We start from the raw sequence: 24,763 nt of genomic DNA on the forward strand, positions 1-24,763 counted from the left end.
CACAGCCTCACCGGTACTGACCGCTGAGAGGCTGCCGTCCTGATAAAGCTTGCGCCAATGGAATAACTGGTTGGGGTTGATGCCGTTGCGCCGAGCCACGACGGAAACGCTTTGCCCCGGCTCCAGGCTCTCGCGAACCATGATGAGCTTTTCCTCGACGCTCCAACGGCGACGCCGCTCTTGGCCGAGCACTTCAATATGTCTGTCTTTGTTGGTAGTCATAAACACGACCGTTTGCCTATCCCTTATGGTAAGGGGAAAACGGTGTCCGGTGTTTCAGGGGGCTTGTTCAATATATACCTGCCCTGCAGGAGGCATCTATGAGCGCTTTATTTCTTACTCACGCTGAGGTGTGCGAGCTGACCGGGGCAAAAAACAAAGCTGGTCAGATTGCCAATCTCAAGAAAAATGGTATACGGCACACGATCAAAGCCAATGGCTGGCCGGCCGTTACTGCCTCAGCAGTCCTTGGCGGCGTACAAGCACCTGAAGAGAAACCAACATGGACGCCACGAAAGGCAGGCTGATATGGGAAGAAGGCCAAGTAAGCCGGGCTCAATCGCTCGACTGAGAGAACGTAAGAAACCAAGTAGGACCGTTTATTACTACTACGATGCAGGCGGCAAGCCCCGGAAAGAGATTCCACTAGGCAGCGATTACGGCCTGGCGATCATGAAATACGCCGAGCTTGAGCGAGATAGAACGGCAGATGCTATCAAGCAAAACACGATTACCTTCCCCTATGTGGCAAGCCGCTACTTTGAGGAAGTGGTTCCAACCAAGTCACCCGCCACACAGAAAGACAATGCCCGGGAGCTAAAGCAACTGCTTACGTTCTTTGGTGATCCACCGGCGCCGCTCGATGCTATCCAGCCTCAGCATGTCAGGCAGTACCTGCATTATCGGAAGGATGCCAAGGTTCGAGCAAATCGGGAAAAGGCCCTACTTTCAGCAATCTGGAACTTCGCCAGGGAGACAGGCTATACAGCACTGGCGAACCCATGTTCAGGGGTAAAGGGTAATAAAGAGACAGGAAGGGACGTATACATCGAGGACTCGGTGTACAAGGCAGTACACGATGCGGCCGATGCAGGCCTGAGGGATGCGATGGATCTCGCCTACCTAACTGGCCAGCGAGTGGGTGATACGCTCAGGATGGATGAGCGCGATATCAGAGAGGGTCATATCTGGGTAACGCAATCCAAGACCAAAGCAAAGCGCCGGATTGAGATCAGCGGGCAGTTAGCAGTATTGGTTGACCGAATCATGGCCAGGAAGACAGGGCACAAAGTCAGGTCGACAAAGCTGATTGTCACAGAAGACGGAACGCCAATGACGGCCAGCATGCTTAGAAGTCGATTTGATGAAGCCAGGGAAGCGGCAGGTGTATCGAAAGCTTCATTCCAGCTTCGCGATCTACGCGCTAAAGCAGGTACTGACAAAGCTGAACTGAGTGGTGATATCCTTCAGGACCGTGACCAGTTGGGACACACCACGGTCGTCATGACCGAGGCCTACATCAGAGAGCGAAAGGGTAAGAAAATCACTCCTACCCGATAATTGCGGACCGGCCTCTGATTTTGCGGACCGGTTTTTCAGGGCTCGAAACTCTCGAACCCGCATGGTTGTTGGTGCCCGGAGCCGGAATCGAACCGGCACGGAGTTTCCTCCGAGGGATTTTAAGTTCATGCCCTCACATCCGCTAGCGGCATTCTGAAGCATCTAGGCACCGCCTCTCAACAAACTGATTGGCTGCGTAGGGCGTTTGCTCAAGAGTTCAGCATCAAGAGGCATCCCCGGTCCGCAACCTGCACGGTTCGCGGACGGTGCGCTGCCTCTTGGGCCAACCAAGGAGCAATCACATGGCAACATTCGCCCCCACCAAGCTAACCATTCGCTTTGTCGATAACCTGCCGCCAGCCGAGCGCGACGAGCTCGGCAGAGTTCTGTCGTACTCTGTCCGCGATACCCTCACGCCGGGGTTGATGGTCGTCGTAAATGCCAACTCCAAGTCGTTCGCAGTTCAGCGCGACTTGTATTCTGAAGATCGTGATGCCCAGGGGCGCCGGGTAAAGCTTGGCACCCGCCGTGTTCGGTTAGGTAATGCCAAGCAGTTTCTTTCCATCGAGGCTGTCCGAGCAAAGGCCCAGGAAGTGACCGCACAGCTCCGGGCGGGCATCGACCCTAACAAGCCAGCAGAGCCCAAAGCCATCCCTGTGCCGAAGAAGGAGTTTACCTTCGGCCAGGCGCTGGACTCATATATCGACCGCTGCGAGCGCAAGGCACGCCGCGCAAGCACTGTGCAGGGTTACCACAATCTCTTTGAGCGTTACCTAAAGGATTGGACCGACCGTCCGCTGCGAGATATTGGCGATGACACCTTGGGCGTCGATGAGCGTCACCGCACCATCACCAAGAACAACGGCCCAGTGGCGGCCAACCAGACCATGCGCCTCGTCCGAGCGGTCTACCGTCACGCTCGCCGCAAGCTGCGCGACCTCCCCCCGCCGCCCACCGACGCGGTGGACTTCAACGACGAAAAGCGCCGGAGCGTCATCGTTACCGACTGGCCTGCCTTCTGGGCGGCGGTTCAAGGGCTTCGCAACCCGGTAACGCGAGACTGGTACATCTTCCTCGCGTTTACGGGCATGCGTCGGGGAGCCGCCAGCGAGGCCCGCGTTGAGCATTTAGACTTGGAGAATGGCTTCCTGCATGTGCCCAATCCGAAGGGAGGGCCAAAGCGGGCCTTTGACCTGCCGCTCTCTGCGTTTCTGGTTGAGATGCTGCGCCAGCGAATCAAGGAAAATGCCGACGTGTTTGGCAAGGACTACCCTTGGCTCTTTCCGTCGCACTTCTCCAACAAGGGGCACATCACCCAGGCCCATGTGACTGGCGAAGGTCTCGTCAACCCGCATGCTCTGCGCCACTCATACGCAACCGCCGCCGCTGCTGTGGGCATGGACCCGTTTACCATCAAGCTCCTGCTCAACCATCAACTGCCTGGGGTGACGGGCGGTTACATCCACGGCTCGGCGCTTGGAGCAACGCTCAGAGAGGCGCAGGGTCGCGTATCGGCCTACTTGCTGGGCCAGATTCACGGTAACGTCCTGCCGCTTGCTAGGCGGGCTGTAGCGTGACGTTCGCCCGGCCGACCCACAGCAGGTATCATGGTGGGCTTTGCGCTCGGTACCTTCGATAGTCACAAGGGAGTACTGATTGCTGGTTCGCCACATCGAGACCAGCAGTTCGAGCTGCCTACTTTGATGCGAACCGCGAGACGCACCGCGGCACCACATTTTGGATGACACGATGGATGATATTACGAAGCCCGCCAAGCGGGATAGGACTAGCACTGTGGGGCGAGGCAAGGCCATTACAAGAGCCGCCCCCCTGGATGATGAACACTGGCAGAACGATCTAGTCACCGTTTCGTTCGGCGACAGCCTGCAGCATTACGAAAAGTGGGAAACCCCAACCTGTATCGTGAGTGATGGCGCATATGGCGTATTGGGCTTCGAAGGTGATACCTCGGACCATACCGGAATTCCAGAGTGGTATGAGCCTCACATTGCTGCATGGTCAAGCCGGGCAACGGCACAAACAACTCTGTGGTTCTGGAACAGCGAGATTGGCTGGGCTGCGGCGCACCCTATCCTTGAGAAATATGGCTGGCGGTATGTAAACGCGAACATTTGGAACAAGGGCAAAGGTCATATTGCGGGAAACGTCAACACCAGCAAAATCAGACGTTTTCCGGTTACAACTGAAGTTTGCGTCCAGTATGTAATGGAAGCCCGCGTCCAAGGTGCACCGCTCCGGGAATGGTTAATCGGCGAATGGGCTCGCTCCGGCCTGCCCAGGCGGGCAGCAAACACTGCCTGCGGTGTTAAAGACGCTGCGGCCAGAAAGTATTTGGATAAAGGGCACCTTTGGTATTTCCCCCCACCTGAAATGTTCGAGAAGCTCCAGGCGTACGCGAATGAACACGGCAATCCAGCAGGCAGGCCCTATTTTTCGCTGGACGGGGTGAGCCCAGGGATGGCGGACGATTGGGCGAAGATGCGTTCGAAGTTCAAATGCCCGTACGGGGTCACCAACGTCTGGGAACGCCCAGCACTCCGTGGCAGTGAACGCTTCTCGGTTCCAGGCGGAAAGGCGGTGCACCTTAATCAGAAGCCGCTAGACCTGATGTCACAAATCATCGAAGCGACCACGGATACCGGTGATGTCGTATGGGAGCCGTTTGGAGGCTTGTTCTCCGCATGCGTAGCAGCCCATCGCTTGGGTAGGCGGGCCTATTCAGCTGAAATTGACCCGACCTATTTCCATTTTGGGCTTGAGCGTCTCAGATCAGAAGGTCTTCAGCATCTTCTTCTCTGATGCCGAGGTGGGTTTCCAATGCTTGGCGGATTTGCCAGTCAGCGCCCTTGCTCAGAAGGCGATTCCACTGGAGAACCGTCATGCCGTGAATCGTCTGCTGATACACCCAGGTCTTGAAGGCTTCAATTTCTGGGTGGACGATTCGATCCATCTTGGCGTAGTTGGTATCTAATCGGTAGGGATACCGCTGCAGCAATTGGCGCAGAAGGGCGTGGTATTCAGGAGTTGGCTGATAAAGGTGGCCATTTAGTCCCCAACTGGCAACAAGCCGTTTGGCTTCTGCGAACTGCTCGGGTGTGCCTTGGAACTTGAAGCCATTGGTATTCGTTTGCTGCAGATTGACAGTGCGCAAACTCGTATCTTCTGGCTCAAGAACTAGGTAATCCGGCGGGTTGTGGTAATGGTTGTCACGGGCCTGGGCGACGGAAAGCCCAGAGACAACACAAACGCCGATAATCTTTGGCTTTCCGTAGATGACCATTTCGGGCAACCACGCAAGCATGGCCACATACGTCTGATCGTCGGCAAAATGCCTTTGACTATCTTTGAAGCGAGCCGTAATTTCCGTTGCCAAGGGAAACCACGCCTTAATTTCGAAACCAGGCGTGGGAAAAACATTCCCCTGGAAAATAGTGTCCGGAAACCCTGGGTCTTGGCGATGCCATTCACCGTAGCCAGCGAATTCCGACTGCTCGTTCAGAAATTCTACCGAGTTAAACTCGATCAGGTTCCCAACCATTGGAGAAAGTTTGGAGACAATCTTTGACAGGTTAACTGCGGCCTCCGGGCTAACTGGTCGAGTTACTGTCAAAACATCAAAGTCGTGCCCGGCCATACTTTGAAGGTGCTGAGCACCAAGTCGAAGAACATCTCTAGTCTGCATTTCGCCCCCGCGCAAATGCATGAGCCTAACGCCGACCGGTCATCATGTCCAGTTGCCACCAGTAACCTCTAGTCCTTGGGAATCGCCCTATCTCCCAGGCATGGCACGCGTTGCGCGGTCCGCCGCTCGCCTGGACGGACCGTTTACGGCTGTAGCCGCGCTTCGCACCAACGACCCAGGGTGGCCAGTTTGGCGACAGAGTCCTCTACGGGATCAAACTTGCAAGCGCTTACGACCGCCTCGAACTGCTCCGCACTCTGAGCAAAGAGCTCCTTAGCAAACTGCGGCACACGGTCCGAATCCATAAAGGCCGCCACCTCGTCGGGGTCATATGAAGTCCCAAGGAGGAACGACGTGCGTTCCATGCCGGATAAGCGTTCGGTCAGCAAGTGCGCGAAGTCCGCACTGAATTCCAGACAAACAGTGCGAACATCTGCCGCCGGAGCTGGGATTACTATGAGCTTCCCGTTGTTATCCAGTCTTCTAATGTCTGAAGGGATGTAGAAGTATCCGTCCACCCAGCAGCTGATGATCGGGTTTCCATCGTGCGTAGCAGCGTTCCGGCTCATGTAGAAAAATTGGCCGTGGCGCAACGCCTTGATTGGTCGCCACGTGATTTCGCTGTTGAGAAAAGAAGAGGCCGAATCCTTAAGAGTTTGGACAAGGTTGGAGAAAGCCGAGAATCCGTAGGTTACGGCCTTCCCAGTCCCTCCTGGGTGGTTCTGATCCGCCATGGCGCACGCCAACGAGGTATCGCACGCGGAGACGATTTCCTCCAGCCGATAGCTGAATTCGTCAATCTTCCCCCTGAAGTAATTGGCCACCCAACGTTGATGCTCTTGCCTTTCTTCGTCTGCGCCGTCGCCCATGGGCTCCTCCGAATATCATGCCTACATTCGACGGCCTTACGTCAGCGATTGCAACTCTTCTTGTTGTCGACCTTCAGCAAGCTGGACAGGATTCCCATTACCGACCGGGGCCACCTGGCCAGCCAGAAAACGAGAACCGCCATGACCACCGTGTCCATTGCTGACACCGCTATAACCTGCTTCGCCGACCTGAATAGAGTCTCCACCGCTGACCTGCTGGCCTACTACAACAGCGTCACCGGCAAGAACACCAAGCAATTCCTAAAACGCGCCAAGGGCATGCAGCAGGTCTGGGCCTTGATCGAGCCGCAGCTCATCCAATTCGAAGAGGCTGCCCAGGAAGAGCCCGTCGAGGTTGCGCCGGAGCAGGCCGAGAGCGTGCAGGATCCCGTCACCCCAGCCGCAGTTGGGGCAGCTCCCGTCACCGCGCCTAGCACTGCCGAGGAGCCCGTAGATGGCGCAACCACCGCCCAGGCCAAGGCCCAGCCCGCCGGACTCAAGGCGCGCGTCAATGAACTCCTGGCAGCGCTCGCTAGCGGCCCGCGTACCGTCGCCGAGCTGGCCGAGATGCTGGGTATGGATCAGAAGAAGGCACGCTCGACCATCGACACTGCCCGCCGTGTAGGCCACACCATCGCCTGTGTCGGGCGCGGAACCTTCGCGCTGCCAGAAGCGGCCCAGTAAGTCGTAGTTACTGTCTACTGCTGGTCTGCTCAGGGTGGCCGGTAGTTACTGGCATGGCGGACCGTCTAAACGCACTGCCTAAAGGTAAAAAGCCCGGTTCTTTCGGTTCCGGGCAAGGGGCGCCACAGGAGTTCGGTCTAGGCAGGCATCAGCGTCCGCTGGCCGCCGCGGCCAAGGGTGGGGAAGCCTTCAGCATTGTCCGGGCGACCAACAAGCGGCGAGCCCTCGACAGCAAATTCGGTTGCGGCGCCCAGGGCTACGGTTCGGAAGTCATTGAAGGCGTCCGGGGCAACACCACGCACAAGGGCGCGGGCCGCAGCCGGGGCGGATGCGGCGTCAGCGGCGACCACTACGACAGTGTTGACGCCGTCGGCGCGGCGGGTTTGGGGCTGGTCGGCGTACAAAATGAATTGCGGCATTGTCATTGCTCCTTGGAAGATTGGTTGCTGCGCAGATTGGCGCGGAAGACGCCTCCAAGCTGGCGGAAGACAAACAGGCCCAGGCTCTGCTCGCTGCCGACTAGGCCAGGGCCGTTCGAGCCCTTCTCGACGTTGACCCAGCCGTTCGGGTGGCCCTTCAGCGGAACGTATCCAAGGAAGGCCATCAGGCGGTCGGGCTTTTCGCCTACCAGCTCGCAGCAGGTGCGGGCCGTCTTCACGTCGGGTCGGTCGTGGCCCAGTGCGTTGGCGATCATGCAGGCAGAACCAAGAGCGGCTGCCTCGGTATCGGTTAGCGTGTCAAAGATTCGCTGTGCCAGTTCATCATTGGAAAGGCTCGCTAAATCGCTCATGCCTCCCCCCTTTCGGCTTCCGGCGCGTCCTGAGTACGCAAGCCCCGGCTGATCTTGCCGGTAGTGGTCGCGGAGCCGTTAATCACTTCGCTGAACAGGGACACCGAATCCTGTAAAGCGCGTTCGGCGTCGAGGTATTCGCGCATGGGCTGGAACACTTCATGATCGTCCGGGAAGATACCTAACACCGCCTGCGGGAAGAACGGGCGGTCAGCGGTCGGCATCCGCTCCAGTACGCTAATGACAGCTGCGGCAAGGGCCGCGTCGTTGGTGGCGGCTGCCTGCTCGGCGGCGTGTTTCAGCGCCAGCGGGCCAGCGCCCACGAGATTCGCCATGTAGGTCGCACGGCGGGTATCGCCCAGGGTCTGCGAATCCAGCACAGCGAACGGGTTCGATAGCGCGTCTTTCGACAGGGCCAGCAGCTCGCGAGCACCAGCCAAGTCTTTCTTGATTGCGTCGGCCCGCTCACGGGCAGCTTTGCGAACGTCTTTCACTTGAGTATCGGCCTTGCGACGGGCGAACAGCTCGCGCTCGGACTTGGGCATGTCGATTCGACCTACCTCTTCCAGGGCGCGTTTGAAGGCAACAGCGGGAGCATTCACTACGGCTTCGCGTAGTTCGCGCAAGGTCGCTTCATGGTTCTTCAGCGAGGCGCGGAGTTCTTGGACGTGGCCTCGATTGAGTACACGTTTGATTTTGAGTTTGGACATGCGGCTTCTCCACCTTGGATAAGGCGGCACCGGGAACCACTCCCAGCACCTGCAAGAGAATCATTCCCCAGGCATCCAGGAGGCGCTGTCAGTTTTGGCGGCCAGAACAGGCCGAGTAATGTCTAGTTACCCAAGTGGCCGGGCGAGACGAGAGCTGCGGCGTGTTAGCCGGTTCGTCCGAGCGAGACGCGGACTTTCTAAGGCCCTGGGATTGGCACTCGGGTTGTTCCCTTCGCCTTTTCGCCGAACTGCTTTTCCCACAGGTCCATGCCCGCGTCGTTCTGCTGATAGTCCGGCATCAAGAAGCCAAACGGCGTCGCCCGTGCCGGTACGCCGTTTTCGGCCTCGTATTCGACCAGCCCCCGCGCATAGGTCAGAAACGATCGGATCATTCGCAAGTCCCCAGGTAGCCCGCTGGCCCGGACTGTACAAGCTCACCTTCCACAAACTCGCCACGAGCCCGGGCGATCTTGCCCAGCAGCATCAGCAAGTGGCTTCGTTCACCTTCATCCAGAAGAAGAACGTCCTCAGGCTTCAAGGTCAGCGCGTGGCCTCCATACAGCTCCTGGGTAACGTTAAGATTTGCGCTGAGTTCGACGGCTCGCCGCTCGATGTACTTGTTTGGCATCAGCGCCTTGGCCCGGATTTCCAACAGGCGGTCGCTGTACTTGGTGACGGTGCCGACCAATTCGCCTTTCTGGTATACGGGCTCTTCGTAGCCATCCACGGCGCGGCGATGAAGCTCCAGTTCCACGCTGCCCGTTGCTTGTTCGATGGCATCGTCCCAGGCTGCCGCAAATTCTGGGTCGTTGCGGCGCAGGATGTAGAAGGAAGGGGCGCAAGTGCCTTGGGCGTGTGGGCTAGCGGCACGAGCGGCGGCAGTCACGATCCCGTGCTTACCTAGCTCCGACAAGAACACGGCTTTCCTTTCGTCCGTCATCGCAGCGTTCGCCACTGGCATGCCCGGCTTACGGCCCACAGGGGCGCCGGGACGCGCGCCGCCTCCGGTCTTAGGTTTGATACTCATTTCAATATCCCTCTCCGAATACGGCCACCGCACGCAAGCGGATGGTCTCGTCTTCAACTGATAGCGGGCCGGTAAATAGCGAGCCCAGGGACACGGAAGCTGAGCGGTCAGGAAGCGACGCGCTGAGCGGACTATCCGTTCGGGCGAACCGAAGCCCTTGCCATACTTCACCGTCAGCGGCGTTGCGCTGGCGTCGCTCCACGCTTGGAGCAAAACGGCAGCTGCTAGCCCCTGCTCAGAGCTTTGCGGCAACTCGTCTTCGTCTCTCTCGATCTGGTAGTGAGTTTCGGTGCCGCTTCGGGCGCGTGCCGTGAATGTCATGCGGTCCTCCGGCCTTTGCATCTCAAGGAATCATCTCGGCAAGGCGGAAGCGGCGATATCAGTTTTAACGCGTTAGACGGTTCGCTCCCACGGTTCGTCCACGGAAATGTGGTTGCACCCCTTAGCTGGCGGGCAGGGCGCGGTAACTCGAACTTGCCAGTGGTATTCCGCTTCACTGTCCTAGGCGGGTCTAGGAGCAGTGGCGCGGCCCAGGCGGGGTAGCCGGCTGGGCGCGGTGCTGGCTGCGAGGGCGGCCCAGAAGGCGGGAACGCACTGGCGGGGCGGCTCCCGTGCACGGGCGCGATGTGTCAGTTGAAATGGATAACGCAGAAGATACAGCCGGGGCGGCCTAGAGCGGAACGCCGGAACGCGGGCCGGAACGCCAGCAGCAGGTCCAGCGTTCCGGCCCAATCCCGCGTAGATACAGGCTCCTAGCCCCCCGGAACGCTCGGAACGTAAAAAAACAGGTAAAAGGTAGGAGCAGAGCAGAGAGCACCACAGCAGTGTGATGCCTGGGCAGTAGGCAGGAGGCTAGCTTCCATATACCAGCGTTCCGAGCGTTCCGGGCCTAGAACGCGCGTCTCTACAGGCTCACAGCTCGGAACGCTGCCCGGAACGCGGGCGGAACGCCCCAGCGGGCGCGCACAAAAACGGGGGCCGAAGCCCCCGCATGGTTAGAATGGTTGTGCCGAAACAAGCGGCGGTGGCGGTTCATTCTTCGCCCACAGGTACAGGCGCTGCTTCTTGCCCTGCCAGCGCACAGAACTAGACGTCGCCCTCCACCCAGCTTCCTCCATCGCCCGGCGCACATCAGAGAGGAGTCGCCCGCCCCGGCGCTCCACCGGAATGTTCATGGATTCATACACTGTACTTGTGCGGATGGCTGCCTTGCCTTCGTAGAGACCTTCCGGCTGCAGACTCTCAGCGAAGTCCAGTAAGCCCTCCTCCACGGTGCGGCGGGCCTCCTGGGCCTCCTGGGCGCCCTCCAGCGCCTCGTCTGCCAAGAACAACTGGAAGTCGCCGCTGCGGTAGCGAGCCAGCGCCTCGGCCATGAGCTGGTCGCGGTCAGCTAGCAGTCCAGTTAGGTCGATCTCGCCAACCTCGACCGGCCAGAAGCGACGGTTGCCCGTCTCGTCGTGCAGGAAGCGCGGACTGTTGGTGGTGCCCGCCAGAACGAAGCGACGCTTCACAGACACGACAGTCCGCGCATAGGCGGGGCGGCCTCGGTCTTCCTCCTTGGTGATTTCGTGCTTCAGCGTCTCCACGTCTTTCTGGCGCATTCCTGCCAGCTCGGCACATTCGACGATCCATGCGCCTTCGGTTGCTTCCAAGACCTCGCGGGTGTCCTTCGCGCCTAGGAAATTTGCGTCGCTGAAGAAATCCCTGGCGAGGATATTGAGAGCTGACGACTTTCCACGTCCTTGGGCACCGACGAGCACCAGCATGTGGTCGAACTTGGTGCCCGGCTCGAAGGCTCGGGCCATCGCTGCCACCAGCCAGGTAGCGCCAGCCGCCCGGATGTAGGGCGAATTCTCTGCGCCCAGATAGCGAACGAGCCAGGAGTCCAACCTGGGCATCCCGTCCCAGGTTGGCAAGCCGCGCAGATGATCTAGAAGCGGGTCGAAGCTGCCCAGGGCGCACAGCTCCAGCACCGCGTCGCGGACGTACTCCTTGCCCGGATCGAAGCCGAAGCGGCAGCGGATTTCGCGCCGAATCAGCACCTCGGCCATGTCAGAGAACTCGCCTGAGAGCTCCTGCATCTGATGATGGCCGACCATGTTCCGGCGGCGGAACAGGTCATAGCTGCACTCCAGACCAATCAGCCGGAGGGCTGTGATGGTGTTATGCAGGCTCTTCAGCGGCATTCCTGTTTTCGCGTTGATCGGGTTCCAGGTAACGTCTTGGGCCACCGCCTCATGGGCCTTCTCAATCTGACGGTGGGCGTACTTCTCTGGACTCTTGTTCTCGACCACCGATTCGGCAATGCCGAACGATCCGTCGGTGAGAACCGAAAAAATCACCTCACCCGGCACACCCTGGCGCACCAACCCACAAGCCACGGCAAACAGCGCCTCGGAGCGGCTGGCGTACTTGTGGGGCTCGTCTGGGTCCTTGCCCTGGACAATGAGCACCTTCAACCAGTCGGGCACCTTCTACTTGTCCAAGTCATCTACCGAGTCCAAGCGTTCCACATCGCCCAGCGAGACAGCGGTGAGAGCCGCGCTAGGAGCTCGCACTGCAGCGGGCGCGGCGGCACCTTGGGCCGGAGCCTGCTGGAAGCTCTCCAGGCCGTAGAGGCGCTCAGGGTGAAACTCCACGATGGTGGCTAGGGCGGCAATGCGGCCCTTCGCCCGCTTCTTGGCGTCCGGGTTATTGATACTTCCCGGTAGGCGCAGGACGCGATCCACGTTGTGGCAGTTGTCGGCGCCGAACACGCCCTCCAGCCAGCGAGTGTAACGCTCGGCCTCTGCCGTCTGGGTCTCGGAACCGTCCAACGGGATCGGCTCGCGCAGCGCCCAGAGTGCCTGATAGCCCCCACCCGAATTGATGATTGTGGTGGGCAGCGGCACCCCTGCCGGCAGCTTGTAAGTGAGAAGGTTCAGGATGCGCTGGCGCTCCTCGCCCACGTCCTCCCCGGCACGCGGGTCGATATCCACGTGCAGGAAGCGGACGGCGGTAACGTCCGACTTAGCGGCTTTCTTTTCCAGCCCGTCGCGAGTGGTGTTCAGGTGATAATAGACGTTCTGCGAGGACAGGCCCGCCAGCCACTGGACGAGGTCGGCCTCTTGCCCAGGCGAGAACAGCTTGGGTCGGAACCCGTTCCGTTCGGGGTGTTTGACGACCAGCAGCCACGGTCCTTCGGGGCGGAGCCACTGCAAGAAACTGACAGCAGCAGCAGTGTCGGTGGTTGGCTGGGCTGCTCCCGTAGGGGAAGATTCGCCTCGTACTAGTCGAGTCACTTCGTTAGCGGCCCCTGCCAGGTCTTCTCCCTGGCGGGGGCTTCTTTCATTGAGGATGCTGTTCACAGGCCTCCCCCTTTTGTCTCAACGCGAGGCAGAGTTTCTACGAAGGCATCCAGCTCGCAAACGTCGTAGAGGACAACAACCCCGTGCTTGCGATACGGCGGGCCTTTCTTCACTTCACGCAAGCGGGCGAGATGCGGGACGGAGAGGCCCAGGTACTCGGCACCCTCCTTGGCACGGAGCCACCGCTTGGGGCTTACGATTTCTACTGGGGATTTGTGGTTCGGGGCGGACTCGGTCACGCCCCCGGAACCACGAACATTACTGTTCGACATGGTTTTACTCCGGATTGGCGTCGAGATTCGGCGCAGCCATCTCACGCTCTGGCCCCGCGTCGCCCCTTCGACCCGACAATCTGAGGCGTTGCTGTCTGGCATCCCTTCATGGGAAGGAGCCGCCGAAGCTCCTTAACTGCCGACAAAAAACAATTCTCCGGTATCTGCGCTCCCAACAGCAACGGGCGGCGCGTTACTCCTGACACCTGCACCCCGTTCCTGAGATGGTGCACGGACTGTCTCACGGCTCGCAGGCCAGCCCAGCAGGTGCAGCACCTGCCAGACCGGGCCGGAGTGGTAACTGTGGGTTAGTGCGGTGCTTTCTGGTCTGTACGGTAGGTATCGACCAGCGCAATGATCTGCTCGCAGAGGTCGCGGGATGCTTCCGTTTCCGTTGAACAGCTCAGGGTATCCGCCAGCGAACGAATGCCGCCGATCGCGATTTCCTCCTGCTCCCGCTGGGCAAAGTCCAGCTCCAATGCCAGACCCAGCGAGACAGTGGCAAGCGCACCTCCCGGAACCGTGCCAGTGGTGTCAACTGAATGCCCGACCCGCAGTTCTTCGAGTAAGTGTCGAATATCGTCGGCGCTCCAATCGCTCCAAGTGCCAAGCTGCAAAACGCGATCTTTTTCGGCGAGAAGTAACTTCACATCGCTAAGCGAGCGCATGACCTGTTGCTCGGCAGTGATGATCTGGTCTTCAAGCGCTTCCTTCATCATGCCCATTGCGCGGCCAAAGCCTTGCTCAATGTCTGCTATGCGGCTGTGGATACCCATGCTGTGCTCCCCTTTGAACCGAGGCCACCTCATTGCGGCCTGGTGGAGCGCATGATTACAAAACCAAGAACGGCGATCGTCCCCGTTAATTCGAGCTATTTTGGGGAGAGTTTACGGGAGGTAAGATTCTTGAGTGCATGGCGCACGTTTGGTGCGGTGACCCGAACGTCAATCTGCTTGCAGATAGAGAAAAGCAACCTTTCATCCGGCGCCATTGTCCGGCTGCTGCCTGTGCCGTAACTACGAAGCTCCAGCTGTTCCGCAACTGCGCGAATGGCGGCAGTACTGACGCCCGAGTCCCTTGCCGTAGGCTTCGGGCCGCGCTGTGCTGATGGAAGAACCTCGATAGTCTCGTCTATCGTGTGCAGGAATGAGATGGGCTGGTGCACGCCCATCACTTCGTCAGGAGGAACTGGTTTAGCCATCGGAAGATTCGACGTGTAGAGAGCGGTGAAGTCAAGAGAACCCCGCGCTTCATCCGATAGCGATTCCACCAGGCTGATGTAGCGTTCCCGGAACCTTTTGAGTTCAGACACGATGGGCGAGGCTATTGCGGTTGCAGTTTCCAGCTCGACGGTGCTTTGCCAGACAGTGCGGGCAAGCTGTAGGAGTGCTTCACGCTCAGCGGTAGGCCGCTTGTTCCACTCGTTGAGCGCCGCTTGCTCAGCCTCGGCTATGGCTTGGCTATCGATTTCCTTGTCGGCTTCGTCGATATTCATAGGAGCGGAGCGACTGCCCAGACGGTTCGCTGGACGGTTTTTTGATGGTGCCTGGGACGGGACTCGAACCCGTATGCCGTTTTAGCGGCGGCGGAGTTTAAGTCCGCTGTGTATACCATTTCACCACCCAGGCCTGCATTTACGGGGCTTTGCAGCCCGTTTACCTCTTTTCCGCCCGCCGCAGCAGGGCGGGATTACAACGTCTTCATAGCTCGTCAGCAGCCAGAGCGCAGTAATTTTAAGTCCCTTGCGTCTACCGATTTCGCCATCCGGGCGGTAGCGCGATTAGGGTAGCAACACATACCCTTGAACGACGAGGCACTATAAATACCTACTAGCAACAGCACAAGACTACTGCTTTGCCGCTCATTACTCGTTAAAATAAAAGCCCTACAGACTCATGATCTGCAGGGCTTTATAGTGGAGGCCGAGGTCGGAATCGAACCGGCGTAGACGGATTTGCAATCCGCTGCATGACCACTCTGCCACCCGGCCTCAAAGTAACCATCGCTATCACGACACTTACTAACTAACTGGAGCGGGAAACGAGACTCGAACTCGCGACCCCGACCTTGGCAAGGTCGTGCTCTACCAACTGAGCTATTCCCGCGTCTTGGTGACGGGCGCCATTTTATACAATCCTGAGACGCTGTCAACTCATTGATTCAAAAAAGTTATTTTTTCTTAGCGAGACTGAGATGCGGCCATGCGGCCAACAGATAATTACACATGGACCATAGTGTAAGCGCAGCAGCTACTATCAAGAGCACATATCCCGCAAAAACCCAAAAAGTCAATTGCGGCGGATTAGCCAGCAGAATGATCAATGCAACCATTTGAGCAGCCGTCTTCCATTTCCCTAGATTAGAAACAGCCACCTGCGCCCTAGCTCCAAGCTCAGCCATCCACTCACGAAGCGCCGACACTACAATTTCTCGCCCAATAATGATTGTCGCCGGCAACGTAAGCCAAATAGTCGCATGCTCCTGAACAAGAAGAACCAGCGCTACCGCCACCATGAGCTTATCCGCCACCGGATCCAAGAACGCCCCAAAAGGCGTACTCTGCCCAAGGCGACGAGCCAGATAACCGTCCAGCCAATCTGTGATACTAGCTAACGCAAACACCCCGCTGGCTGCCCAGTAGCTCCAATAAACAGGCAAATAGAACAAGGCAATAAAGCAAGGAATAAGCAGAACGCGCAGAACGGTAAGCAAATTTGGAATGTTCATCAGCACGGCTAAAATATGGAATGTATTGGCATTCTACTCACTGTGCAGAGAAGCATAAATCTGCTCAGCCAGTTTTTTACTGATACCTGGCGCCTTTGCAATCTCATCAACACTAGCTCTACCAAGCTCCTGTAAACCGCCAAAATATTTGAGCAAATCTCGCCTACGCTTAGGACCCACCCCTTGCACATCCTCCAAACTTGATGTACGGCGAGCTTTAGCTCTTTTTGCTCGATGCCCGGTAATTGCGAAACGATGCGCTTCGTCGCGTATCTGTTGAATGAGATGCAAAGCAGGCGAATTTCCCGGCAATGAAAATTCATTCGACGGGTCATTCAGGAAAAGCGTCTCCAGACCTGGCTTACGCGTTACTCCCTTGGCAACCCCCAATAAAATAAGATCGGGAACAGCTAGTTCCTGTAGTACATCACGCGCCATTGCCAATTGCCCTTTGCCACCGTCTACCAATAAGATATCCGGCAACTTACCCTCACCTTCCTTAAGCTTACTAAAACGCCGCGTTAACGCTTGATGCATGGCTGCATAGTCGTCACCCGCTACAACACCCTCTATGTTATAACGCCGATAATCTGACTTAATGGGCCCCTCAGGACCGAATACTACACACGATGCGACCGTTGCCTCTCCGCTGGAATGACTAATATCAAAGCATTCCAAGCGCTGCGGAGTTTCGCTCAAATCCAGCACTTCGGTTAATGCTTCGAAACGCGCAGCCATATGCTGCCGATTAGCGAGCCGAGTATTAAGAGCCTGCTCAGCATTCGTAACAGCCAATTGCTGCCAACGAGCTCGCGTACCACGAACTCGATGAGAAATATCTAATGTTCGCCCGTGCAGCTCATGATAAGCAGCAACAAGTGTAGGAAAATCGTCATGAGTAGTGTTGACTATAACCTCACTAGGAAGGTCACGCTCCATATGAGCTAAGTAATACTGCCCCAAAAACGCTAGCAATACCTCGCTCACCTCCTCCTCAACGCCTACTTGCGGAAAAAAGTTTTTACTACCCAAAACACGCCCGCCACGAACAGTAACTAGATGTACACAAGCGCCGCCCGGGTTGACCAAGCCGGCCACTATATCTACATCACCACTACCACCCTCAATACTCTGCTGATCCTGAACACGCCGCACCAGCGCAATCTGGTCTCGCACCTCTGCAGCCCGCTCAAAGTCCAAAGACAAGGCAGCCTTTTCCATAACAGTATTGAGCTCTTCAGCTAGCGCATTACTCCGCCCTTCTAAAAACATGGCGGAGTGGCGAACGTCCTCGGCGTATTCTTCTTGGGAAACAAGCCCGGTACAAGGCCCTTTACAGCGCTTTATCTGGTACTGCAGACAAGGCCTAGTGCGATTCTTAAAAAAGCCATCCTCACACTGGCGCACCATGAATGCCTTTTGCAGCAAATTAAGACTTTCTCGAATAGCTCCGGCACTTGGGTAAGGCCCAAAATAACGGCCGCGCTCCTTTTTTGCGCCCCTATGGATAGCCAACCTGGGATATTCATCCTGAGCTGAAAGATAGACATAAGGGTATGACTTATCGTCGCGCAGTAAAATGTTGTAAGGAGGACGCAACTGCTTGATTAAATTTTGTTCAAGCAGCAAGGCTTCGGTTTCGTTTCCCGTAATAGTAGTTTCAACCTGAGCGATACGCGCAACCAAGGCAGCTGTCTTAGGAGCAAGACCTACTTTACGAAAGTAGCTGGAGAGGCGCTTCTTGAGGTTCTTTGCCTTGCCAACATAAAGAACCTTACCGTCTTCATCCAGCATGCGGTACACACCTGGACGAGAGCTTGCACCTGCTAGAAAGGCAGAAGGATCAAACTTTTCGGTCATCTCAACTCGTTGCGTCAACCATTCCATGACGAACAGCCAACAGCGCTAGCTCTACATCACTACTGATTGATAGCTTCTCATAGATACGATATCTATAAGTATTAACTGTTTTAGGAGAAAGGCACAGCTTGTCCGAAATGAACTGCACCTTGTGACAATTTGCAATCATCAGCGCAATTTGAATTTCACGCTCGGAAAGAAGATCAAAGGGCGATCCGCTATTGTGCGGCTGAAAAGACTTAAGCGCTAACTGCTGAGCAATTTGAGCACTTATATAACGCTGACCGGAAAACGCCTGACGAATTGCCGTAATCATCTCGTCAATCCCCGCCCCTTTCGTCAAATAGCCAGCAGCGCCAGCCTGAAGCAGACGAGTGGGAAAAGGATCCTCTTCACAAGCCGTAACTGCAATGATCTTAATGTCCGGATAGCTTCGAAGCAGCTTGCGCGTTGCCTCAAGCCCACCGATTCCCGGCATCTTGACGTCCATTAGAACAACGTCCGGCTTCAACTCCCTAACGAGTTTGATACCGTTTTCACCGGAATCCGCCTGACCAACAACCTGAATGCCCTGAACATCCGCCAACATACGGATAATCCCAGCACGCACTAGATCATGATCATCGACCACTAGTACTTTAATCACCGCGCACCTCGTAACACTTGATGCAAAAGCCAATTACAAGCCTAAGAGGACCTTACAGGCTCAATGCAAAGGAAACTTGTTGAGACTATACACAAGTCGAAGGTGAAGAAACGATACTGGAAGGAATAAAGATGGCGGAGGCGGTGAGATTCGAACTCACGGAAGAGTCTCCCCTTCGACGGTTTTCAAGACCGTTGCCTTAAACCACTCGGCCACACCTCCGCAATTGCGGGCCGTCATAGTAACTCAATGTAATACGTTGTCAAACACTTAAATCTATTTTTTATCAAAGACTTGTTATTATGCTGTCCTAGTAAGATGTCTGAAACCTCATTAGGAGTTTCGCTATGAACGAGCGTCAATACGCTTTCAATCCTGCAGTTACGGAGCATCGTGATGTAAGTCGCACGCTTCGCAACACTTATGCACTGCTGGGAATGACGCTGGCTTTCAGCGGCCTCGTTGCCTACATTTCTCAGCAAATGCGAGTCCCCTATCCCAATATATTTGTCGTTCTGATTGGTTTCTATGGCCTGTTTTTCTTAACTGCCAAATTGCGTAATAGTGGTTGGGGCCTTGTCAGCACCTTTGCCCTTACTGGCTTTATGGGATACACCTTAGGTCCAATCCTGAACATGTACCTAGGCCTCCCTAATGGCGCAGGAATTATTTCTTCTGCGCTAGGCATGACTGCTTTGGTCTTCTTTGGCCTTTCAGCTTATGTCCTGATTACTCGCAAGGACATGAGCTTTTTGTCAGGCTTTTTGATGGCTGGTTTCTGGGTATTGCTAGGAGCTATCCTGCTATCGCTTTTTGTCAACATTAGCGGCCTTCAGTTAGCTATTAGCGCAGGATTCGTATTGTTTTCTTCAGCAGCAATCCTTTTTCAAACCAGCGCAATTATTCATGGCGGCGAAGACAATTACATTATGGCCACCATCAGCCTATACATCTCGATATACAATTTGTTCGTGAGCCTGCTTCAATTGCTCGGCCTTGCCAGCAGTGACGACTAAACGACACGAGAACTGAACAGGCCCGCTTCGGCGGGCCTTTTTGCTTATGAAATTTACTATCGCTTTATTTTCTCCCGCTCATTCACCTGCCTCGCGCCGAGCTTTGCGCTTCGCAGAGGCCGTATTGGCAAATGCTCACTCAATTGAGCGAATCTTTTTTTATCGAGAAGGGGTATATAACGCTTCTCATGCGACTGTGTTTCCACAAGATGAGCTTGACATAGCAGAGGCATGGACGACTTTTGTTAAGCAGCATGATCTGGACGCAGTAGTTTGTATCTCTGCAGCCCTTCGCCGTGGACTGCTAGATTGCAATGAATCCCAACGCTATAGCCGAGAGACAATTACCGTAAAGGCTCCTTGGCAGCTTTCAGGTCTTGGGCAATTACATGAAGCTGTTCAGCAGTCTGACCGCCTTGTCTGCTTTGGAGACTCCTGATGGCTAAATCGATGCTAATAATCAGTCGCCAGGCCCCATGGGCAGGGATGAGCGCACGCGAAGCACTGGATGCTGCATTGGCTGGCGGAGCATTTGATCTCCCAATCGCCTTGCTTTTCATGGAGGACGGAGTATTTCAACTCACCTCATCCCAACAGCCCTCCCGTTTAGAACAAAAAGACACCAGCGCGAACCTACAAGCTCTGTCTCTTTTTGGAATTGAACATCTCTATGCTTCAAAAGTGAGCCTTATTGAACGCGGCATGGAAACACATGCACTCCATTTACCTGTCAAGGTTTTAACAAGCGAAGAGATACGCAGCCTGCTAAGAACATACGATCTGGTGGTTACCCTGTGAAAACTTTGCATATCTTTTCAGCCTCCCCGTTTCGTGATACCTCTCTTAAAGAAAGAATGGCACTGCTAGCGGAGCAGGATAGCCTGTTGTTAACAGGTGATGCGGTTTACGCCTTGCAAGCGGGCACCCAGCCATACATCCTACTTAAGGATCTATCTACCTCTATATCCTGTTATGTCTTAACTGAAGACGTGGCAGCACGAGGACTTAGACCTTGCGAGCGATTCACAGAAGTCGACTATGCAGATTTCGTACGCTTATGCACTGAACATGACAAGGTATTAAGCTGGACATGACCACCCTACAGGTTGATAAGGATGGCTATCTGGTTCATTTAGAAGACTGGTCAGAAGAAGTTGCCGAAGAGCTTGCGCGTCGAGAAGACATCATCCTGACAGATGAACACTGGGAAGTACTACAGGCACTACGCGCTTTTTATGATGAGTTTCAGCTTTCTCCAACCAACCGGCCATTGATTAAGTACATCGCTCAGAGAATCGGTCCGGAAAAAGGCAACAGCCTGCACCTGAACCGCTTATTCAAAGGCACCCCTGCCAAGCTTGCTGCTAAACTGGCAGGCCTACCGAGGCCGACAAATTGCCTATAATCAGTACGCCTGAAGAACATGCATTCGCTCCTTTTATCCGCATCCTTGGCAAAGGAAAACGCGGCGCACGCAGCCTAACGCGTGAGGAAGCTAAAATTGCTATGCAAATGATCCTAGATGGCAAGTGCGAGGACACTCAGCTTGGCGCCTTCTTGATGCTGTTAAGACATAAGGAGGAAAGCCCCGAGGAGCTTGCTGGATTTACCGAGGCAGTGCGCTCGCGCCTGCCCTCTTCTACTATAAAGGTAGACATAGACTGGCCCAGCTACGCAGGCAAGAAACGCCATCTCCCCTGGTATCTTTTAGCAGTTAAATGTCTTGCTAGTAACGGCATCAAAATCCTTATACATGGGGGCGGAGCCCATACAGCCGGACGTCTTTATAGTGAGGAGCTGCTTGAGACTATCGGCATTTCTCGCTGCCAGGACTGGCAAGCCGTTGCAACGGTACTCGGTCGTGAAAACGTGGCCTTCATTTCTCTAGAACAATGGATGCCGGCGCTTCAACGCATGATCAACTTGCGTAATACTTTGGGCCTTCGTTCCCCAATTCACTCTTTAGTGAGGCTGCTAAACCCTCTAAATGCAGACTGTGTTTTACAAAGCATCTTTCACCCAGGCTATCAACCTGTTCACCGAGAGGCTAGCCGGCTGTTACAGGATAAAGTTATTGTCATTAAAGGCGAAGGCGGCGAGGTTGAACTCAACCCGGACAGCGATGCTCATCTCTATGGGACTCAAGATGGCGTGGCGTGGGATGAGACCTGGCCCGCTTTATCCGAGCGGCGTCACGTAAAACCTGAATACCTCGACCCAACTCACCTTAACGCTGTATGGAAAAAAGAAGCTCAGAATGAGTACGGTGAAATGGCCGTTCTTTCAACCATGGCGCTTGCACTCAGAGGGCTTGGCTATAAACGAGACAGCGCTTTTTCTACAGCTCGGCGATACTGGGATAAACGTTAATCACCCCAATAAAACTGCCTTTACTTTGATTATGAGCCCTAGATGCAATAGTGAATAAGATGACAATGAGTCTCTAATTAGGTCCAGAAGGAGCGCTCGCTGAGTTAACTTCAATGTCGCATCGAGCTGAACCGCAACTGGGGCTAAACAATAACACCATAACGGTTGTTCACGTGGGCGCTAACCGTTATGGACTGTTCTACGCATCGTCAACTCTCTAAGCTTCTATGCAGTATTATTTTAGGATAGCCACGTAGTCATCAAAACGAGATATATAAATCTGCTTGTTATTACTGCCCTATTGATGCAGTAGGCTGGACTAACGATCAAGGTTAAACGCTGGCTGACCGCCTTCGAACCAAGCGAGCTTTTCGCGAAGCGTAACCACCTCTCCTACTACGATCAATGTGGGAGCGTGCACCTCATGAAGCGCAACAAGCTGAGGAAGGGTTTTGAGCGTTCCTGTAAAAACCCGCTGCTGCGCTGTCGTTCCCTGCTGGATCAAAGCAGCCGGTGTATCAGCAGCACGCCCATGACGGATCAACTGCTCGCAAATTATTGGCAAGCCAACCAATCCCATGTAGAAGACTAATGTTTGCCCAAGCGCCGTTAAATCTTGCCATGGCAAATCACAGGTATCGTCCTTGAGATGCCCCGTTATGAACCGAACAGATTGAGCATAATCTCTATGCGTTAACGGTATACCGGCGTAGGCCGCGCAGCCGCTTGCAGCAGTAATGCCTGGCACTACTTGAAAGGCTATACCCTGCGCCGCTAATTCCTCAATTTCCTCACCGCCACGCCCAAAAATAAAAGGATCCCCCCCCTTCAAGCGCAACACACGCTTGCCCTGACGCGCCAGATCAACCAAGAGCTGATTAATCTGATCCTGCGGAACAACATGCTCGGATCGCTTTTTGCCAACATAGATACGATCAGCGTCACGTCGGCACATGTCAAGAATGGCAGGCGCTACGAGACGATCATACAAAACAACATCGGCCTGTTGCATCAAACGCAAAGCCCGGAAGGTCAAAAGGTCGGGATCGCCTGGACCAGCGCCAACTAGATATACTTCCCCCCTTACAGCGGAGACTTCACCCTCAAGCTTTTTAGTAAGCAAATGTTCTGCCTGTAATGCTTGTCCCGACAAGACTTTTTCGCCTATCTCGCCTTGAAAAACTTCTTCCCAAAAGACGCGACGCGCTTGTACATCATCGAAACGACGCTTGACCTGGGAGCGGAATTTTTTCGCCAATCCTGCTAGCTGGCCGTAGGCCGCAGGAATCCAGCTTTCCAACTTAGCGCGGACCAGCCGAGCCAAAACCGGAGCATCACCACCGCTTGACACAGCAATGATCAAAGGGGATCGGTCAATGATAGCAGGGAAAATAACGGTACATAATGCAGGCGAATCAACCACATTAACTGGCAAGCCGAGCATCTTGGCCTCCTGAGAAACCTGGATATTGACCGACTCGATGTCAGTGGCCGCCACGATTAATACACAGCCGGCACAGTCACCGGCAGTGTACTTGCGCTCTTCTAGCCTCCCGCCGCTTTTCTCGATCAACTCACGCAAGGATGGATGCACATGAGGTGCTACGACCTTGAGACAAGCGCCAGCCTCGTTAAGCAGGCGAGCCTTGCGCAAGGCGATATCGCCTCCGCCAACAACCAACACCTGACGACCATCCAAGCTATGGAAAAGCGGCAGAAACTCCATTAACCGATAACCTCCAGACCTGCCATATAAGGCTTGAGTACCTCTGGAACGCGAATACTTCCGTCAGCCTGCTGATAGTTCTCAAGTACTGCTACCAGAGTACGCCCTACTGCAAGACCAGATCCATTGAGTGTATGCACCAGCTCAGGCTTGCCGGTTTCCGGATTGCGCCACCGAGCCTGCATACGACGAGCCTGAAAATCACCACAATTAGAGCAAGAGGAAATTTCTCGGTACTTATCCTGACTAGGGATCCACACCTCAAGGTCGTATGTCTTAACAGCGCTAAAGCCCATATCGCCTGTACAAAGCGCAAGCACCCGATAAGGCAACTCCAGCAACTGCAACACCTTCTCGGCATGGCCAGTTAGCTCTTCCAACGCGTCAAAAGATTTGCCCGGCTCAACGACGTGAACCATCTCAACCTTATCGAATTGATGCTGACGAATCATTCCCCGTGTATCACGCCCTGAGGCACCTGCCTCACTACGGAAGCACGGCGTGTGCGCAACCAGTTTCATGGGTAGCGACTTAGAGTCAAGAATTTTCCCGGCTGCTATATTAGTTAAAGTAACCTCAGCAGTAGGAATTAAATACAGGGGGCTTTCTCCTTCACGCGGGATCTTAAAAAGATCTTCTTCAAACTTGGGTAGTTGCCCAGTCCCCTGCAATGTATCGCCTTGAACCAGATAAGGAGTATAAGCCTCCTCATAGCCATGCTCACCCGTATGTAGATTGATCATAAACTGAGCCAACGCACGATGAAGACGCGCAATCGGCCCACGCATCAATGCAAAACGTGCACCTGAGAAGCGGGACGCTGTTTCAAAGTCCAGCCAGCCATGAGCTTCCCCTAACGTAACATGATCCTTAATGTCAAAATCGAAGCTGCGTGGAGCCCCCCAGCGACGAACTTCCATATTTTCATCTTCGCTACTGCCTACGGGTACCGATTCATCGGGAAGATTGGGCAGGCCAAGTAACAAGGCATCCAGTTCGGACTGGATAATGTCTAACTCGCGCTTAGCCGAGTCCAACTCTCCTCCCATACGATCTACATCAGCCAACAAGGGAGCAATATCTTCACCACGCGCCTTAGCCTGACCAATAGCCTTGGAGCGACTGTTTCGTTCTGCCTGAAGCTCCTCGGTACGCGTCTGCACTGACTTACGTGCAGACTCTAATGACTCGATACGCGCCACATCTAATGTAAAGCCACGTGTAGAAAGGCGTTGTGCCACATCATGAGGCTGCGTACGTACCAGTTTTGCATCAAGCATAAAGTTTCTCGTATCAAGTTAGATTAATACATGTCTATCCGTACAGGATAATCACTATGAGGTCATGGCTGTTTTTCAACTAGCGCCGTCATATCGCTTTATTTTTACACGATACGCGCTATATAGAGGAGAGGAGTTTATAGCCCAAGGGGTACAGGTAGGCTTAAAGCTTTTTC

General features: G+C 55.1%; 30 protein-coding genes and 5 tRNA genes. 11 read left to right on the top strand and 24 right to left on the bottom strand.

Annotation, left to right across the window (positions count from 1 at the left end):
* Positions 1-198, bottom strand: a 198-nt coding sequence (locus IQ22_RS18570; protein WP_145144900.1) for a transposase, incomplete at its 3' end; no start/stop codon positions are given.
* Positions 199-320: 122 nt separating this feature from the next.
* On the opposite strand from IQ22_RS18570, the gene IQ22_RS18575 reads away from it, so the two are divergent.
* Positions 321-527: a DUF4224 domain-containing protein gene (locus tag IQ22_RS18575; RefSeq protein WP_145144764.1), complete on the top strand. Its 207-nt coding sequence runs from the start codon at positions 321-323 to the stop codon at positions 525-527.
* A 1-nt stretch (position 528) separates the two neighbouring features.
* Complete coding sequence (locus tag IQ22_RS18580; RefSeq protein WP_145144766.1) at positions 529-1,560, top strand: tyrosine-type recombinase/integrase; 1,032 nt, start codon at positions 529-531, stop codon at positions 1,558-1,560.
* Between the two features lie 69 nt (positions 1,561-1,629).
* Here the strand turns inward: IQ22_RS18580 and IQ22_RS23215 are convergent.
* Positions 1,630-1,728, bottom strand: a tRNA-OTHER gene (locus IQ22_RS23215).
* Between the two features lie 110 nt (positions 1,729-1,838).
* Here IQ22_RS23215 and IQ22_RS18585 point away from each other — a divergent pair.
* Positions 1,839-3,137 carry a tyrosine-type recombinase/integrase gene (locus tag IQ22_RS18585; protein WP_145144768.1) on the top strand — a complete coding sequence of 433 codons (1,299 nt, stop codon included), beginning with the start codon at positions 1,839-1,841 and terminating at the stop codon, positions 3,135-3,137.
* Positions 3,138-3,309: 172 nt separating this feature from the next.
* Complete coding sequence (locus tag IQ22_RS18590) at positions 3,310-4,380, top strand: DNA methyltransferase (protein WP_145144770.1); 1,071 nt, start codon at positions 3,310-3,312, stop codon at positions 4,378-4,380.
* Here the strand turns inward: IQ22_RS18590 and IQ22_RS18595 are convergent.
* The 3 genes from IQ22_RS18595 to IQ22_RS18605 all read right to left on the bottom strand — a co-directional run bounded on the left by IQ22_RS18595 (position 4,346) and on the right by IQ22_RS18605 (position 6,390).
* Complete coding sequence (locus tag IQ22_RS18595) at positions 4,346-5,284, bottom strand: hypothetical protein (RefSeq protein WP_208733669.1); 939 nt, start codon at positions 5,282-5,284, stop codon at positions 4,346-4,348. The genes IQ22_RS18590 and IQ22_RS18595 overlap by 35 nt on opposite strands.
* Before the next feature lie 122 nt (positions 5,285-5,406).
* On the bottom strand, positions 5,407-6,132 hold the full coding sequence (locus tag IQ22_RS18600; RefSeq protein WP_145144772.1) for a hypothetical protein: 726 nt from the start codon (positions 6,130-6,132) through the stop codon (positions 5,407-5,409).
* A 36-nt stretch (positions 6,133-6,168) separates the two neighbouring features.
* Positions 6,169-6,390 (bottom strand): hypothetical protein, encoded by a 222-nt coding sequence (locus tag IQ22_RS18605; protein ID WP_145144774.1) that lies wholly within the window; start codon positions 6,388-6,390, stop codon positions 6,169-6,171.
* A 21-nt stretch (positions 6,391-6,411) separates the two neighbouring features.
* Between IQ22_RS18605 and IQ22_RS18610 the strand changes: the two genes are divergently transcribed.
* Positions 6,412-6,816 carry a hypothetical protein gene (locus tag IQ22_RS18610; RefSeq protein WP_145144776.1) on the top strand — a complete coding sequence of 135 codons (405 nt, stop codon included), beginning with the start codon at positions 6,412-6,414 and terminating at the stop codon, positions 6,814-6,816.
* Between the two features lie 137 nt (positions 6,817-6,953).
* Here IQ22_RS18610 and IQ22_RS18615 read toward each other — a convergent pair whose 3' ends face one another.
* From IQ22_RS18615 to IQ22_RS18695, 17 genes are all read right to left on the bottom strand, one after another.
* A complete protein-coding gene (locus tag IQ22_RS18615) occupies positions 6,954-7,166 on the bottom strand; it encodes a hypothetical protein (RefSeq protein WP_145144778.1) in 213 nt (70 codons plus the stop codon).
* Between the two features lie 71 nt (positions 7,167-7,237).
* Complete coding sequence (locus IQ22_RS18620) at positions 7,238-7,606, bottom strand: hypothetical protein (RefSeq protein ID WP_145144780.1); 369 nt, start codon at positions 7,604-7,606, stop codon at positions 7,238-7,240.
* Positions 7,603-8,316, bottom strand: coding sequence for a hypothetical protein (locus tag IQ22_RS18625; RefSeq protein ID WP_145144782.1), 714 nt, complete (start codon positions 8,314-8,316; stop codon positions 7,603-7,605). Before IQ22_RS18625 ends, IQ22_RS18620 begins: the two co-directional genes overlap by 4 nt.
* Before the next feature lie 197 nt (positions 8,317-8,513).
* A complete protein-coding gene (locus tag IQ22_RS18630) occupies positions 8,514-8,708 on the bottom strand; it encodes a hypothetical protein (RefSeq protein WP_145144784.1) in 195 nt (64 codons plus the stop codon).
* Entirely contained in the window at positions 8,705-9,664 is a 960-nt protein-coding gene (locus IQ22_RS18635; RefSeq protein WP_145144786.1) for a hypothetical protein, read from the bottom strand. Before IQ22_RS18635 ends, IQ22_RS18630 begins: the two co-directional genes overlap by 4 nt.
* 674 nt (positions 9,665-10,338) lie before the next feature.
* Positions 10,339-11,814 (bottom strand): virulence-associated E family protein, encoded by a 1,476-nt coding sequence (locus IQ22_RS18640; RefSeq protein WP_145144789.1) that lies wholly within the window; start codon positions 11,812-11,814, stop codon positions 10,339-10,341.
* Between the two features lie 3 nt (positions 11,815-11,817).
* Positions 11,818-12,690, bottom strand: coding sequence for a hypothetical protein (locus IQ22_RS18645; RefSeq protein ID WP_145144791.1), 873 nt, complete (start codon positions 12,688-12,690; stop codon positions 11,818-11,820).
* Positions 12,687-12,962, bottom strand: coding sequence for a helix-turn-helix transcriptional regulator (locus IQ22_RS18650; RefSeq protein ID WP_158635455.1), 276 nt, complete (start codon positions 12,960-12,962; stop codon positions 12,687-12,689). The genes IQ22_RS18645 and IQ22_RS18650 overlap by 4 nt, the downstream gene beginning before the upstream one ends.
* A gap of 308 nt (positions 12,963-13,270) precedes the next feature.
* On the bottom strand, positions 13,271-13,738 hold the full coding sequence (locus IQ22_RS18655) for a hypothetical protein (protein WP_145144795.1): 468 nt from the start codon (positions 13,736-13,738) through the stop codon (positions 13,271-13,273).
* 95 nt (positions 13,739-13,833) lie between these two features.
* Entirely contained in the window at positions 13,834-14,457 is a 624-nt protein-coding gene (locus IQ22_RS18660) for a hypothetical protein (RefSeq protein WP_145144797.1), read from the bottom strand.
* A gap of 45 nt (positions 14,458-14,502) precedes the next feature.
* Positions 14,503-14,590, bottom strand: a tRNA-Leu gene (locus IQ22_RS18665).
* A gap of 288 nt (positions 14,591-14,878) precedes the next feature.
* Positions 14,879-14,952, bottom strand: a tRNA-Cys gene (locus IQ22_RS18670).
* A 39-nt stretch (positions 14,953-14,991) separates the two neighbouring features.
* A tRNA-Gly gene (locus IQ22_RS18675) sits at positions 14,992-15,067 on the bottom strand.
* Between the two features lie 64 nt (positions 15,068-15,131).
* A complete protein-coding gene (gene pgsA, locus IQ22_RS18680; RefSeq protein ID WP_145144800.1) occupies positions 15,132-15,689 on the bottom strand; it encodes a CDP-diacylglycerol--glycerol-3-phosphate 3-phosphatidyltransferase in 558 nt (185 codons plus the stop codon).
* Positions 15,690-15,722: 33 nt separating this feature from the next.
* The gene (gene uvrC / locus IQ22_RS18685) at positions 15,723-17,549 is read right to left on the bottom strand and encodes an excinuclease ABC subunit UvrC (RefSeq protein ID WP_145144802.1); all 1,827 of its coding nucleotides are present in this window, start codon (positions 17,547-17,549) and stop codon (positions 15,723-15,725) included.
* A 1-nt stretch (position 17,550) separates the two neighbouring features.
* Complete coding sequence (gacA, locus tag IQ22_RS18690; RefSeq protein ID WP_145144804.1) at positions 17,551-18,195, bottom strand: response regulator transcription factor GacA; 645 nt, start codon at positions 18,193-18,195, stop codon at positions 17,551-17,553.
* A 132-nt stretch (positions 18,196-18,327) separates the two neighbouring features.
* Positions 18,328-18,417, bottom strand: a tRNA-Ser gene (locus IQ22_RS18695).
* Positions 18,418-18,542: 125 nt separating this feature from the next.
* Here IQ22_RS18695 and IQ22_RS18700 point away from each other — a divergent pair.
* The 6 genes from IQ22_RS18700 to IQ22_RS18725 are packed head-to-tail and all read left to right on the top strand — an operon-like array spanning position 18,543 to position 21,581.
* A complete protein-coding gene (locus tag IQ22_RS18700) occupies positions 18,543-19,211 on the top strand; it encodes a Bax inhibitor-1/YccA family protein (protein WP_145144806.1) in 669 nt (222 codons plus the stop codon).
* A gap of 46 nt (positions 19,212-19,257) precedes the next feature.
* Positions 19,258-19,650, top strand: coding sequence for a sulfurtransferase complex subunit TusD (tusD, locus tag IQ22_RS18705; protein ID WP_145144808.1), 393 nt, complete (start codon positions 19,258-19,260; stop codon positions 19,648-19,650).
* Positions 19,650-20,009: a sulfurtransferase complex subunit TusC gene (gene tusC / locus IQ22_RS18710; RefSeq protein ID WP_145144810.1), complete on the top strand. Its 360-nt coding sequence runs from the start codon at positions 19,650-19,652 to the stop codon at positions 20,007-20,009. The genes tusD and tusC overlap by 1 nt, the downstream gene beginning before the upstream one ends.
* Positions 20,006-20,305 (top strand): sulfurtransferase complex subunit TusB, encoded by a 300-nt coding sequence (gene tusB, locus IQ22_RS18715; protein ID WP_145144812.1) that lies wholly within the window; start codon positions 20,006-20,008, stop codon positions 20,303-20,305. The genes tusC and tusB overlap by 4 nt, the downstream gene beginning before the upstream one ends.
* A complete protein-coding gene (locus IQ22_RS18720; RefSeq protein ID WP_145144814.1) occupies positions 20,302-20,616 on the top strand; it encodes a TusE/DsrC/DsvC family sulfur relay protein in 315 nt (104 codons plus the stop codon). Before tusB ends, IQ22_RS18720 begins: the two co-directional genes overlap by 4 nt.
* Positions 20,613-21,581, top strand: coding sequence for a glycosyl transferase family protein (locus IQ22_RS18725; RefSeq protein ID WP_145144904.1), 969 nt, complete (start codon positions 20,613-20,615; stop codon positions 21,579-21,581). Before IQ22_RS18720 ends, IQ22_RS18725 begins: the two co-directional genes overlap by 4 nt.
* 319 nt (positions 21,582-21,900) lie before the next feature.
* Here the strand turns inward: IQ22_RS18725 and cysG are convergent, their stop codons facing one another.
* Complete coding sequence (gene cysG / locus IQ22_RS18730; RefSeq protein ID WP_145144816.1) at positions 21,901-23,307, bottom strand: siroheme synthase CysG; 1,407 nt, start codon at positions 23,305-23,307, stop codon at positions 21,901-21,903.
* Positions 23,307-24,587, bottom strand: a complete 1,281-nt coding sequence (gene serS, locus IQ22_RS18735; protein ID WP_145144818.1) for a serine--tRNA ligase — start codon at positions 24,585-24,587, stop codon at positions 23,307-23,309. The genes cysG and serS overlap by 1 nt, the downstream gene beginning before the upstream one ends.
* Between the last annotated feature and the right edge of the window lie 176 nt (positions 24,588-24,763).

Source organism: Pseudomonas duriflava, from assembly GCF_007830155.1.
GTDB classification, from domain to species: domain Bacteria; phylum Pseudomonadota; class Gammaproteobacteria; order Pseudomonadales; family Pseudomonadaceae; genus Chryseomonas; species Chryseomonas duriflava.

What these genes read in the sequence shown, in the direction of transcription:
- IQ22_RS18575 (WP_145144764.1), top strand. Translation starts at nt 321, where the DNA reads ATGAGCGCTTTATTTCTTACTCACGCTGAGGTGTGCGAGCTGACCGGG.
- IQ22_RS18580 (WP_145144766.1), top strand. Translation starts at nt 529, where the DNA reads ATGGGAAGAAGGCCAAGTAAGCCGGGCTCAATCGCTCGACTGAGAGAA.
- IQ22_RS18590 (WP_145144770.1), top strand. Translation starts at nt 3,310, where the DNA reads ATGGATGATATTACGAAGCCCGCCAAGCGGGATAGGACTAGCACTGTG.
- IQ22_RS18595 (WP_208733669.1), bottom strand. Translation starts at nt 5,284, where the DNA reads ATGCATTTGCGCGGGGGCGAAATGCAGACTAGAGATGTTCTTCGACTT.
- IQ22_RS18600 (WP_145144772.1), bottom strand. Translation starts at nt 6,132, where the DNA reads ATGGGCGACGGCGCAGACGAAGAAAGGCAAGAGCATCAACGTTGGGTG.
- IQ22_RS18610 (WP_145144776.1), top strand. Translation starts at nt 6,412, where the DNA reads ATGCAGCAGGTCTGGGCCTTGATCGAGCCGCAGCTCATCCAATTCGAA.
- IQ22_RS18620 (WP_145144780.1), bottom strand. Translation starts at nt 7,606, where the DNA reads ATGAGCGATTTAGCGAGCCTTTCCAATGATGAACTGGCACAGCGAATC.
- IQ22_RS18625 (WP_145144782.1), bottom strand. Translation starts at nt 8,316, where the DNA reads ATGTCCAAACTCAAAATCAAACGTGTACTCAATCGAGGCCACGTCCAA.
- IQ22_RS18630 (WP_145144784.1), bottom strand. Translation starts at nt 8,708, where the DNA reads ATGATCCGATCGTTTCTGACCTATGCGCGGGGGCTGGTCGAATACGAG.
- IQ22_RS18635 (WP_145144786.1), bottom strand. Translation starts at nt 9,664, where the DNA reads ATGACATTCACGGCACGCGCCCGAAGCGGCACCGAAACTCACTACCAG.
- IQ22_RS18650 (WP_158635455.1), bottom strand. Translation starts at nt 12,962, where the DNA reads ATGTCGAACAGTAATGTTCGTGGTTCCGGGGGCGTGACCGAGTCCGCC.
- IQ22_RS18655 (WP_145144795.1), bottom strand. Translation starts at nt 13,738, where the DNA reads ATGGGTATCCACAGCCGCATAGCAGACATTGAGCAAGGCTTTGGCCGC.
- IQ22_RS18660 (WP_145144797.1), bottom strand. Translation starts at nt 14,457, where the DNA reads ATGAATATCGACGAAGCCGACAAGGAAATCGATAGCCAAGCCATAGCC.
- pgsA (WP_145144800.1), bottom strand. Translation starts at nt 15,689, where the DNA reads ATGAACATTCCAAATTTGCTTACCGTTCTGCGCGTTCTGCTTATTCCT.
- uvrC (WP_145144802.1), bottom strand. Translation starts at nt 17,549, where the DNA reads ATGACCGAAAAGTTTGATCCTTCTGCCTTTCTAGCAGGTGCAAGCTCT.
- IQ22_RS18700 (WP_145144806.1), top strand. Translation starts at nt 18,543, where the DNA reads ATGAACGAGCGTCAATACGCTTTCAATCCTGCAGTTACGGAGCATCGT.
- tusD (WP_145144808.1), top strand. Translation starts at nt 19,258, where the DNA reads ATGAAATTTACTATCGCTTTATTTTCTCCCGCTCATTCACCTGCCTCG.
- tusC (WP_145144810.1), top strand. Translation starts at nt 19,650, where the DNA reads ATGGCTAAATCGATGCTAATAATCAGTCGCCAGGCCCCATGGGCAGGG.
- IQ22_RS18720 (WP_145144814.1), top strand. Translation starts at nt 20,302, where the DNA reads ATGACCACCCTACAGGTTGATAAGGATGGCTATCTGGTTCATTTAGAA.
- cysG (WP_145144816.1), bottom strand. Translation starts at nt 23,307, where the DNA reads ATGGAGTTTCTGCCGCTTTTCCATAGCTTGGATGGTCGTCAGGTGTTG.
- serS (WP_145144818.1), bottom strand. Translation starts at nt 24,587, where the DNA reads ATGCTTGATGCAAAACTGGTACGTACGCAGCCTCATGATGTGGCACAA.